An 11,900-nucleotide genomic window follows, 5' to 3' on the forward strand; every position below is an offset into this window, starting at 1 on the left:
GGCGGACCGCGAAGGCGCCATAACACCGGCATCCTCTGGTTGAATAGTCCGAGCGATCGCCTAAATGAACCGGGAGGCGGCATGTTTCGCATATCTCGCATCGCCGCGGCCGTGACCGCCACATTCATCATCGGTCTCGGCGCGCCCGTCGTTCCCGCCACGGCGATCGTGGGTGGAAATACCATCGAGGCGAGCGCCTACCCGTGGCTCGCCGCCGTCGGCAGCCCGTTGTACTTCCTCCGGCCATCCGGGCAATTCTGCGGCGGTGCGCTCATCGCACCCGATCGGGTTGTGACATCGGCGCATTGCGTCGAGTTGGCCCGGCTGCTGCCGCAGGGGATCACCGTCACCTTCGGCCGCACCGACCTGCGCTCGCACGATGGAGTCACCGTGGGGGTCAAGGAGATTCGCATCCACCCGGATTTCCGGGAAACCGATTTCGAGGGCGAGACCGTGCACCACAACGATCTCGCGATCCTCATCCTCGACGAGGCGAGACCTGGGCCGTTCCTGGAAATTGCCACGCCACAGGGCGATCCGCGCACATACGGCAACACCGGCACCATCGTCGGCTGGGGCGCGACCTCTGAGCACGACACCTCGAATACGCTCCTGCGATCCGCCGCCGTCCCGATCGTCCCCAACGTCACGTGCGCCGCCGCCTATGGCTCCGCCTTCGACCCCGCCGATATGCTCTGCGCCGGATCCCCCGACGCCGATACCGCCGAATACGACAGCGGCGATCCACTGCTGGTCGCGGGCCGCCTGATCGGCCTCACCTCATGGGGCAAGGGCAGCGCCCGCCCAGGGTTCCCCGGCGTCTACGCCTACGTCACCACCGTTGGTTTCTGACCAAACACGGCGGACCAGTCGGTATACTCATCTCATGGCGGATGACGAGTCATCCATCGAATTTCCCGAGGCGCCGGTTCTCGTGGTGCAGACAAGGGAACGCGTCTATCGGCTACGTGCTGGGACGGCATATAACGTCGGTCGCGATCCGGCATCCGACGTTATCGTGACCGATCCGCGCGCATCTTCGTTGCACGCCGTGCTGGAGCGGGGTGCGGACGGTTGGGAAATCGAGGACGCGGGCAGCCTCAACGGCACCTTTTTCGACGGTCACCGGGTCGATCGGATGCTGATCGACCATGACGAGACGTTCCAGCTCGGGCACGCCGTGGACGGCGAGCAATTGGCCGTTTCCATCGAGGGGCAAGAAGGACAAACCGGCCAGGAGTCCGATGACGATATCGGGGGAGACACGATGATCGTCTCCGATCCGGGCTACAACCTCGCGGACGAAGCTACGGTCACGAAGTTCCACGCGGGTCTGCCCAGGCGAGTTTCGCGATCGGCACCCTCAGGGGCCCGCCCCAGCGCGGTCGTCCGGATCACCTCGCCGACGCTTCGGATCGGACGCGCGCCAGACAACGACATCGTCGCGCACGACCTCATGCTCTCCCGCCATCACGCCGAGCTGCGCACGATCGGCGACGGCAGGTACCGGATCGTCGACCTCGACAGCCACAACGGCACCTACGTCAACGGCCACCGGATCGACGCCACGGACCTATCCGAATCCGATTTGATCGGCATGGGGCATACCACGTTCCGGCTGGTCGGCGACGAGCTGCGCGAGTTCGTCGACACCGGTGACGTGTCGGTCTCGGTGCAGAACCTCACCGTGCGGACCCCTGAGGGCAAGGTGCTCCTCGACGCAGTGGGCTTCCCCATCTCGCAGCGTTCGCTTGTCGGGGTCATCGGGCCCAGCGGGGCGGGCAAGTCGACGCTACTCGGCGCGGTCACCGGGTTGCGGCCCGCGACGGAGGGGACGGTCCGCTACGACGGACGCGACCTGTACACCAATTACGACGAACTCCGACACCGGATCGGGCTGGTCCCGCAGGAGGACATCCTGCACAACCAGCTTCCGACGCGGCGCGCGCTCCTCTACGCGGCCGAGCTGCGCTTCCCCGGTGACACGCGCAGCGAGGAGCGCGAGCAGCGGGTCGACGAGGTCCTAGAAGAACTCGGCTTGACGCGGCACGCCGAAACCCGCATCGACAAGCTCTCTGGCGGGCAGCGCAAACGTGTCAGCGTCGCAGTGGAGTTGCTGACCAAACCGTCCCTGTTGTTTCTCGACGAACCGACCTCCGGCCTCGACCCGGGCCTGGATAAGACGGTCATGGAAATGCTGTCCGAACTGGCGCACGACGGGCGGACCGTCATCGTCGTTACGCACAGTGTGGCCAATCTTGATTCCTGCGACCGCCTGCTGGTCCTGGTGCCCGGCGGTCGGCTGGCCTATTACGGGCCGCCCGAGGAGGGGCTGCAGCAGTTCGCACAGCGCACTTGGGCCGAGGTTTTCCAGGCATTCGACCGCGAGGAAGACCGCGACTGGGCCGGTGAGTTCCAGAGGTCTTCACGCTTCGAGAACTACGTGGCGGTCGGACTGACCGACGATGTCGGCCCAGCGCAAGTGCGCCCACCGGCGCCGCCGCCCGCGCAGCAGTCCAAGCTTGCCCAGCTCAGTACGTTGTGCCGGCGATATCTGGCGGTGATTGCCTCGGACCGAAGCTATATGGCGCTGCTCGGGGTGATGCCCATACTCCTAGGTGGCTTGATCGCCGCAGTGCCATCGGGCGAGGGCTTCGCCGGGCCGCCGGGATCCAACGTCGACGCCCCGACCAAGCTCATGGTTTTGGCGTTCGCGGCCTGCTTCGTCGGCACCGGCAACTCGATTCGCGAGATCGTCAAGGAGCAGACGATCTACCGCAGAGAACGCGCGGCAGGCCTGTCAGCAGGGGTCTATCTGATGTCGAAACTGCTGGTCCTGGGCGTGATCACCACCCTTCAGGCGGCGGTGTTGGTCCTGATCGGCACCATCGGTGTGGACATGCCACCCAAGGGGCTTTTCACGATGGTCGAGCTGGAGCTGATCCTGGCGATGGCGCTGCTCGGCATCGCATCGCTGGCATTGGGCTTACTGGTATCGGTGTCGGTGAACACCTCGGAGAAGACACTGCCGCTGCTGATTGTGCTATCGATGGCACAACTGGTGCTCACCGGCGGGCTGGTGCGGCTCCCCGGCACACTCGGCCTGGAACAACTGGCCTACCTATCGCCGTCGCGCTGGGGGTTCGGCGCGGGAGCCGCCACCCTCGACCTGGACACTCTCACACCGCACACGGGCGCAGCCGATCCGCTCTGGAAACACACCATGGGCACGTGGCTGCTCGATATGGGAGTCGTCGCCGGGTTGGGGGCAGTCTTCCTCGCGCTGGCCTGGTATCGCCTGTATCAACTGCGCCCACGGCGCCGCGGTGCCCGCAAGGCGACGCTTTGACGCCCAGTGACGCAAACCGGCGGCTGGTTGCCGTCGACGTCTAGGTTGCGGCGGCAGGGCGTCGCGGCGGGGTGCAGCAGTCGATTGCACAGGGGGCACCGTTAACGGTGCAGCCGTAGCCTGGAATGTCGCCGAGTCGGCGTGGCGATTTACCCGCCAGTTGCTCGTCGATCAGTTCGACGACCAACTGGGCGAAGCGGGGATCGGTGCCGGGAGTGGCGGCCCTGGCGAACGCCATGCCGAGTTCGGCGGCCTTATCCCTGGCTTCGTTGTCCAGATCCCAGATGACTTCGAGGTGATCGGAGACGAATCCGACCGGGCACACGACGACCGCATCCACACCCTTGCCCGACAGATCCTCGAGATGATCGACGATATCCGGATCCAGCCACGGAATCCGCGGCGGGCCGGAACGGGACTGCCACACCACGTCGTAATCGGTGAATGCCGTCGCGGCGGCGCACAATCGCGCCGCCTCGGCGACCTGACGACTGTACAGCCGCCCACCATCCGCGCGCGGTCCCGCGGCAATATCGGCCGATACCGGTATCGAGTGCGCGGTGAAAACCAGTCGGGCACCATCGCGACGCTCGGCTGGAAGCGAATCCACCGCAGCACGAATCGCGGCAGCGAAGGCCTCGATCAACAGCGGATGATCGAAGTACTGCCGCAATTTCACCAGCTCCGGCGCGTCCGCCCCGAAAGCCGCACGCGCCCTTGCGATGTCCTCCGCGTACTGCAGACACCCCGAGTATCCACCCCACGCCGAGGTCGGGAATACCAAGGCCGACCGCACACCGTCGGCCGCCATACGCGCGACGGTGTCCTCGACCATCGGATCCCAGTTGCGGTTACCGAAATACACCGGCAATTCGATTCCTGCACCGGCTAATTCGCGATGTACCGCGGCGATGATGTCGCGATTGAGCGCATTGATCGGGGAGACACCGCCGAAATGCAGGTAGTGCTGCGCGACCTCCTCGAGACGTTCGCGCGGCACGCCCCGCCCCCGAGTGACGTTCTCCAGGAACGGCATAACGTCCTCGGGCCGCTCGGGACCGCCGAACGACAGCAGCAGTAGGGCGTCGGCGGCCCGAACCACGGTGTCTCCCTTCGGATTACCTCAGTTGATCGACATGTTCTCCGGGAACCAGGTGTTGTGGCTGGCCCCGCCGTCGACGTAGATGATCGAACCGGTGGTGCCGGGCAGCCAGTCCGAGAGCAGCGTGACGATCGACTTCGCCACCACGGTCGGATCGTCGACATCCCAGCCGATCGGCGACGCTCCATCCCAGTAGGTGTTGAGCTGGTTGAGCTTGGCGGCATCGTCGGTCGCGGTGCCCGCGATGGCCTTGGCCGCGAGGGTCTTGATCGGGCCCGCGGCGATCAGGTTCGAGCGAATGCGCTTGGCGGTGCCGACCTCGCGCGCCACATAGCGGTTCACCGACTCCAGCGCGGCCTTGGCCACACCCATCCAGTTGTAGAACGGCATCGCGGTGCGCGGATCGAAATCCATACCGACGAGCGAACCGCCCTCGTTCATCACCGGCAGCACAGCGCGGGCCAGCGAGGCGTAGCTCCACGCCGAGATCTCGAACGCCTTGGCCGCATCCGGACCGGGACCGTCCAGGAACGGACGTGCCTCCGGACCCATCAGCGTGCGCGGCGCGAAAGCGATCGAGTGCAGCACACCGTCGAGGCCGTCCGGCGCGAGCTCACGGACCTTATCGGCCAGTACGACCAGATCGTCCTCGTTGGTGACATCGAGCGGGATGGCCGGGGCGACCTCTTGCGGCAGCCGCTTGGCGATCCGATCGATCAGCCGCAGCCGCTCCGGAATGCCGGTGATGATCACCTTCGCGCCCTGCTCCTGCGCGACCGCCGCCGCATGGAACGCGATCGAGGAATCGGTGATGATGCCGGTGATCAGGATGGTCTTGCCTTCGAGCAATCCGCCCATGGGTTTTCGGTTCTCCTGTAGTCGAAGTTCAACTGGTTACGCGACCGCCGAACACGTCGGCTTTCGGTTGGGTCAGTGGCCCATGCCCATGCCGCCATCGACCGGGATCACCGCGCCGGACACGTAGGCAGAATCATCGGAGGCCAGGAAGCTGATCACGGCGGCGACGTCTTCCGGCTGGCCCAGGCGCTGCAGCGGAATGAACTTCTTCGCTGTGTCACGCAGATCGTCGGGCAGTTCAGCCGTCATATCGGTCTCGATAAAGCCCGGCGCGACCACATTCGCGGTGATCGAGCGCGAGCCGAGTTCACGGGTGATGGAACGCGCCAGACCGATGACGCCGGCCTTCGACGAGGCGTAGTTGATCTGGCCGGGACCACCGCCGAGGCCGACGACCGAGCCGAGGAAGATCATCCGACCCCAACGTGCCCGCAGCATCGCGCGGTTCGCACGCTTGGCGCAGCGGAATGCACCGGTCAGGTTCGCATCGATGACCTTGGTGAACTGCTCCTCGGTCATACGCATCAGCAGGGTGTCGTCGGTGATGCCCGCATTGGCGACCAACACCTCGACCGGCCCCTGATGCTGCTCCACCTCGGTGAAGGCGGCATCGACCGAATCACTATCCGTCACATCGCATTTCACACCGAACAGTCCGTCCGGAACCCCCGACCCACGATGCGTGACGGCCACCTTGTGCCCGTCGGCAAGCAGACGCTGCGCGACCGCGAGTCCGATACCGCGGTTGCCACCGGTCACCAGGACCGACCGGGATGTGATGTTCGACATGAGGACCAACCTATCTGTTCGGGTTCGTGCGCCACGTCCGGGCCACACATAGTGCTTCTATGTAGAACCGGGCGCGTCGCGACGGCAGGCATTGACGACTACGGCAGGCGTTGACGATAGAGCAAGCCGGTAACTACACCGGCAGCGACAACGAGCATGCCGAGCAAAAGCCATGGTCTGCTGGCATCGCCCCTGGTCATCTCGTAACCGATCTGCTCTTCGAGCGTGTCGTAGACCGCGGTCAACTCGGTCAGGCTCGAAGCGGTATAGAAATCGCCACCGGAGAGTTTGGCGATCTCGCGCAGCGCATCATCGTCGACAGGCACCTTGACGCGTTGCGCGCCTCTACCGTCCTGGTCCGGAATTTCCACCGTGCCCCACGAGGTTCCGAACGAAATCGTCGATACCGGAACGCTTTTGTTCTTCGCAAGGCGAGCCGCGGTGAAACCGTGCCGTGGATTGTCGACGTCCTTGTCGTCGGGCACCGTCTGCTTACCGTCGGACATCAGCACGATGCGCGCGGGCGGCGGCGTTTCCGCACCACCGAGCACAGTGGCAATGGTGTCGATCGACTGCAGCGCGGTGAGAATGCCCTCACCGGTGGCGGTGCGCTCGGCGAGTTTGATGTTGTCGATGGCCGCCTTGACGGCCTCGCGGTTCGTCGTGGGCGGCACCATTACCGAGGCGGTGCCCGCGAAAGTGACGAAGCCGAGGTTGATACCCGGCGGCAACCCGTCGACGAATTCCTTACCGGCCTTCTGCGCCACCTTCAGTCGCGACGGCGGCACATCGGTCGCCTCCATGGACAGCGAAACATCCATCACCAGAACGACTGTCGCGCGATTGCGCGGCACTTTCTTGACCGCCGTCGGCCCCGCGGCCGCGATGGTGAGGAACACCAGACCGACCAACATCAGCGCGATCGGCACATGCCGCATCGGACTCGGTCGCGACGGGGCGACCTTCTCCAGCAGCTCCATATTGGTGAACTGCAGCATGTGCCGGTGGCGGCTGCGCTGAACGAGGATGTAGCCCAACGCGATCAGCACGACAACAGCGAGGAAGCCGAGCCAGACCAGCGCGGTGAAATGCGAAATACTCACTGGCGCGGCGCCCGTCCGCTCGGGGCGCCGAATGCGTGGCGCCGGGTGGACACGAACCGGACCACATCGGAGATCCAGTCCCGGTCGGTCTGCAGGGTGAGCACCGGTGCACCGCAACTGCGGAGGGCCTGTTCGACCTGAACGCGATGACGCTCGGCGGCGGTTGCGAAATCGGCACGCAGCGAAGGCGTCACGCTGAATTCGCGGGTGCGCCCGGTCTCGGGATCGTGCAGCACCACATCACCCACATCGGGCAGCGACAGATCGCGCGGGTCGAGCACCTCGACCGCGAGTAGATCGTGGCGCGCGGAGATGGCGCGCAGCGAGCGCTGCCAGTTGATATCACCGAGGAAGTCGCTGATGACGACCGCGAGTCCGCGCTTGCGCTGCGGGCGACGCAGCGATTCGATCGCCTCGCGCAGATCGCCGCGCACACCGTCGCGGGCGTGCGGGGTCGTCGCGATCTCGCGCAGCATCGACTGCGCGTGCACCCGGCCGCTGCGCGCGGGAATGCGGGTCAACCGCTCACCGGTCGCGACGACCGCGCCGATCCGATTACCGCCGCCGCTGGTGAGGTGGGTGATCGCCGCCGCGGCCGCGACCGCGAGATCGCGCTTCTGACATAGCGCGGTGCCGAAGTCGAGGCTGGCCGACAGATCGACCACCATCCAGGTCTCGAGTTCCCGGTCGGCGATCATCTGCCGTACATGCGGATGGGTGGTGCGGGCGGTGACCGACCAATCCATCTGTCGCACATCGTCGCCCGGCTGGTAGGTCCTGGCCTCGCCCGGCTCCGAGCCGGGGCCCGGAATCAAGCCGAGGTGATCGCCGTGCAGCACACCGTCGAGCCGGCGACGGACGGTCAGTTCCAACGTTCTGAGCGCCGCCGTCAGCTTCGGATCCGACAGTTCGCCCGATCGGAAAGACGGTGGTGCATGTGGAGACATCGGCACTGGTGGAACCGGATCCGATGCCGAGGTCACTTCGGCTGGTTATTGCCGGCGGCCGGAGACATCTGCGCGACCGACGGCTGCGGCACCGCGTCCTGAGGTGCGGGCGGCTGCGGGATCGGCGGCTGCCCGCCGTGCGGTCCCATGGCGGGCGGTGCGGCCGGCACGGGTGCGGACTGACCACCCGGGGCGACCGCCTGCGGTGCGACCTGCGGCAGGCCGACGGTCTGCAGCACGCGCTTGATCACATCGTCGGGGGTGATCTCATCGGCGAGTGCGTCGTAGGACAGTACAAGGCGGTGGCGCAGCACATCCGGAATCACCTCAACGACATCCTGCGGCACCACATAGTCGCGGCCGCGGATCAGCGCCACGGCGCGGGCCGCGGCGATGATGCCGAGGCTGGCGCGCGGCGAGGCGCCGTAGGCGATCCAGCTCGCCACGTCCTGCATGCCGAACTCGCCGGGCTTGCGGGTCGCCGCGATCACCCGGACCACATAATCGACCAGCGCATGGTGCACGAACGTATTCGCGGCCACGCGCTGCAAGCGGATCAGTTCGGTCGGGTCGAGGATCGGCTTGGCCTCCGGCGGGGTGACGCCCATTCGGTAGATGATCTCGCGCTCTTCCTCCACCGACGGGTAGTCGACGACCACCTTGAACAGGAAGCGGTCGCGCTGCGCCTCGGGCAGCGGGTACACGCCCTCGCTCTCGATCGGGTTCTGGGTCGCCATGACCAGGAACGGATCGGGCATCGGGTAGGTCTTGCCGCCGATCGACACATGCCGCTCGGCCATCACCTCGAGCAGTGCGGACTGGACCTTGGCCGGCGCGCGGTTGATCTCGTCGGCAAGCACGAAGTTCGCCACGACCGGGCCGAGTTCGGTATCGAATTCCTCGCGGCCCTGGCGGTAGATGCGGGTACCGATCAGGTCGGTGGGCACCAGGTCGGGGGTGAACTGGACGCGGGCGAACGAACCACCGACCACCTTGGCGAAGGTCTCCACCGCAAGGGTTTTGGCGATACCTGGCACACCCTCGAGCAGTACGTGGCCGCGTGCGAGCACCCCGACGAGCAGCCGTTCGACGAGCCGATCCTGGCCGACGATAACGCGCTTGACCTCGTATATCGCCTTCTCCAGGGTCTGGACGTCACGCTCCAGGGTGCTGGGTGCGGGAGCAGCGGCCTCTTTCGCCAAACTTGCCCCGCTCACACCGTCCGTCGAAGTCACCAACATCCCCGCTTTCGCTTTGGTCCTGTGCGTGCTGCCACAACTATTCCAGGTAATGGCCGCATATGCCGCAACCGGACCCGAGATCACGGCAAATCAACAGGTTCGCGGTCGGGTTCGCGGCGCGGCCCAGCCTAGGGTTACCAGACGAGCCTAGGGGTCAGGTGACGATCCGCACCGCGTACGGCATGATGCCGCCCTCGCGCACCGGAGAAACCCGTACCACCTCGCCGGATTGCGGCGCCTCCACCATCTTCCCGTTTCCGAGGTAGAGCGCGACATGTTCGCTGCCGTTCGGGCCCCAGAACAGCATGTCACCGCGGCTGCGCTCGGCGACGGGCACTCTGGTGCCCGCGTTGTATTGATACCCGCTGTAGTGCGGCAGTGAGACGCCGATACCAGCGAAGGCATAGATCATCAGACCCGAGCAGTCGAAGCCGACCTTGTTGTAATCGCCGAAGCTGTCGGCGACACCGCCGTCGTGGATGCCGAGGGTCGGCCCGTCCTCATCGCCACCGCCCCAGGCATAGACGACACCGATCTGCGACATGGCCCGGTCGACCACGGTTTCGATCGCCTGCGAGCCGGTGATCGACGGCATGGTCGGGCCGGTGGCGCGCGGGCGGGTTTGGCGCGGCGGCGAATCCTGCATCTGGATATGCGGCCGCTTGCCCTCGCCCGCCTGCGCCGCGCGGTCCTTGGCGGCCTGATCCTGGGCCGCACGTGCGGCGGCGGCCGCGGCCGCCGCGCGGATGGCGGCCTCCTCGGCCTTGCGCTGTTCGTCCCAGGCCAGATAGGCCTCGCGTTGCCCTTGCAGCCCGGCCACATTCGCGCGCGCCTGGTCGAGGCGGCCCTGCGCCGCCGTGCGCTCGCGTAGTAGGCCCTCCCGCTGCGCCGCCTGCTGATCCTGTTCGGCCCGCACCGCGGCGACGGCGTTTTCCGCGTCGGTCTTTTTCTGTTCGGCCACCGCGGCGGCCGCGTCGGCGGCCGATTTCGCTTGGCGCGCACTGGCATTCCTATTGCCTTGTGCGATCTGGGCGCGGCGCAGCGAGTCGAGCACCGACTGCTGATTCTTCGATACCAGCGTGAACACCTGGGCGCGGTTGAGCGCGACATCCGGGGTGGCCGAGGACAGATAGGTGACGATGGAGCTCGCCGCGGGCCGGGTGTATGCCTGCACCGCGAACTGGTCGAAGTTGCGCCTGGCCTGGTCGACCTGAGTTCCGGCCTCACTCAGTTCGCGCTGGGTCTGCACCACCGCGGCCGCGGCAGCGTCGGCTGCGTCGCGGGCGTCCTGCAGATCGACCAGCGCCTTGTTGACCTCCTCGCGCTTCTGCGCAATGGCGGCGTCGAGTTCCCGCAGCTTTTGATCCGTCGCCGCGACCTGGTTGATCAGCGCGCCGACCTCGGTCACCCTGGCGTCGGCCTGCGCGCCGGCGTCGGCGATCTGGCTATCGCTCGGGTTGGGTGGAGCAGGCGGCACCGCGGCGACCGGCCCTGCCGTGACGAACACGGCGGCAGTGACCAGCAACCCCAGAGCGACCGACAGCGGACGCCGAGAACCGGCAACGCCGTTGTTGCGCATCGCACCTCCCAAGGACCCGACCAGGCTTAACCTCACGAGCCCCCTGCGACCCATCGCGCTCAGTGGTGCACAGATAGCTCTCTGAACACTCTTTCCCCATCAGTAAACATTCGAACCGTACGACACATCATTCACCAAAGAAACTCTGGCAACAGAACTACAGGCGTGTAATTTGGCCGTTGCCAAGAAATAGCCATATAGGTATGGGGATCCGGCCGGGAAAAACAAACCGGCCGGCACGAAAAGTAGCTGAGCGGATACTCGCTACGAGATGAGATCCCGGTCGTCGCCGCGAGCCGAAACCCCTACCGGCACAGCCCGCTCGGCAGAACGGCGCGACTTCACCCAGTAGAGACCACCGACCACCGCCGCCGTGCCGACAAGCAACACGCTGGTGATCGCAGTCCAGGAGACCTTCTCCGGCTGCTCGAGCCGATCGATGAAAATCTGCGCCGCCTGCGCCGAATGACCCTGGGTGCTCTTGGACGCGTCCTCAGCCCATTCCAGCTTCACCCGGCTGATCGAATCGCTGTAGGTGCCGACCCAGTCGTCACTGAGCGCAACCACGGTTCCGTGCTCGGTGGTGCCGACCTCGGTTGCCAGGTCACGTAGATTGGAGTCGTGGCCTGGATTACCGGGAATCACCACGATGCTGAGTTCGATGCCGTGGGCTCGGGCATCGGCGACGACCGCCTCGAGCGCGTCCTGGTCCTTACCCTTCGGCGTGGCCACATGGTTGTCGGCCACATCCTCCTTGATCTGGGTCAACGTCTTGTCGTCGATACCAGGGGGGAGTTCCGCGCGCAGGGGCGTGAACACCGAGGTGTGCGAGACGGTCATCTTCCATCCGGTCTGTCGAGCCGCATCGGTACGCGAGGCGACGGGCATCCAACACTGCAGGGTGAACCGGTGCAGGCCCACCGGTCACTCCG

Annotated in this window: 10 protein-coding genes; 2 read left to right on the forward strand and 8 right to left on the reverse strand. The window is 65.9% G+C overall.

The window, feature by feature from the left end; all coding sequences use genetic code 11:
- Nucleotides 1–81 precede the first annotated feature (81 nt).
- Both ACIBJI_RS05530 and ACIBJI_RS05535 read left to right on the forward strand, forming a co-directional pair.
- Nucleotides 82–852: a S1 family peptidase gene (locus ACIBJI_RS05530; RefSeq protein WP_397083173.1), complete on the forward strand. Its 771-nt coding sequence runs from the start codon at nt 82–84 to the stop codon at nt 850–852.
- Between the two features lie 34 nt (nt 853–886).
- Nucleotides 887–3,349: an FHA domain-containing protein gene (locus ACIBJI_RS05535; RefSeq protein WP_397083175.1), complete on the forward strand. Its 2,463-nt coding sequence runs from the start codon at nt 887–889 to the stop codon at nt 3,347–3,349.
- A gap of 40 nt (nt 3,350–3,389) precedes the next feature.
- On the opposite strand, the gene ACIBJI_RS05540 is transcribed toward ACIBJI_RS05535, so the two are convergent.
- The 8 genes from ACIBJI_RS05540 to ACIBJI_RS05575 form a co-directional block, all read right to left on the reverse strand.
- Nucleotides 3,390–4,451 (reverse strand): ferrochelatase, encoded by a 1,062-nt coding sequence (locus ACIBJI_RS05540; protein WP_397083177.1) that lies wholly within the window; start codon nt 4,449–4,451, stop codon nt 3,390–3,392.
- 21 nt (nt 4,452–4,472) lie between these two features.
- The gene (gene inhA, locus ACIBJI_RS05545) at nt 4,473–5,309 is read right to left on the reverse strand and encodes an NADH-dependent enoyl-ACP reductase InhA (RefSeq protein WP_364340453.1); all 837 of its coding nucleotides are present in this window, start codon (nt 5,307–5,309) and stop codon (nt 4,473–4,475) included.
- A gap of 72 nt (nt 5,310–5,381) precedes the next feature.
- Nucleotides 5,382–6,098 carry a 3-oxoacyl-ACP reductase FabG1 gene (gene fabG1, locus ACIBJI_RS05550; protein WP_364340451.1) on the reverse strand — a complete coding sequence of 239 codons (717 nt, stop codon included), beginning with the start codon at nt 6,096–6,098 and terminating at the stop codon, nt 5,382–5,384.
- A gap of 98 nt (nt 6,099–6,196) precedes the next feature.
- Nucleotides 6,197–7,201 carry a VWA domain-containing protein gene (locus ACIBJI_RS05555; protein WP_364340449.1) on the reverse strand — a complete coding sequence of 335 codons (1,005 nt, stop codon included), beginning with the start codon at nt 7,199–7,201 and terminating at the stop codon, nt 6,197–6,199.
- Nucleotides 7,198–8,148: a DUF58 domain-containing protein gene (locus ACIBJI_RS05560; RefSeq protein WP_364340447.1), complete on the reverse strand. Its 951-nt coding sequence runs from the start codon at nt 8,146–8,148 to the stop codon at nt 7,198–7,200. Before ACIBJI_RS05560 ends, ACIBJI_RS05555 begins: the two co-directional genes overlap by 4 nt.
- Nucleotides 8,149–8,180: 32 nt before the next feature.
- Nucleotides 8,181–9,389, reverse strand: a complete 1,209-nt coding sequence (locus ACIBJI_RS05565; protein ID WP_364340445.1) for a MoxR family ATPase — start codon at nt 9,387–9,389, stop codon at nt 8,181–8,183.
- A 154-nt stretch (nt 9,390–9,543) separates the two neighbouring features.
- Nucleotides 9,544–10,968: an NlpC/P60 family protein gene (locus ACIBJI_RS05570; protein WP_364340443.1), complete on the reverse strand. Its 1,425-nt coding sequence runs from the start codon at nt 10,966–10,968 to the stop codon at nt 9,544–9,546.
- 264 nt (nt 10,969–11,232) lie between these two features.
- On the reverse strand, nt 11,233–11,808 hold the full coding sequence (locus ACIBJI_RS05575) for a DUF6676 family protein (RefSeq protein WP_364340441.1): 576 nt from the start codon (nt 11,806–11,808) through the stop codon (nt 11,233–11,235).
- Between the last annotated feature and the right edge of the window lie 92 nt (nt 11,809–11,900).

The organism is Nocardia sp. NPDC050408, assembly GCF_044458905.1.
Classification (GTDB): Bacteria; Actinomycetota; Actinomycetes; order Mycobacteriales; family Mycobacteriaceae; genus Nocardia.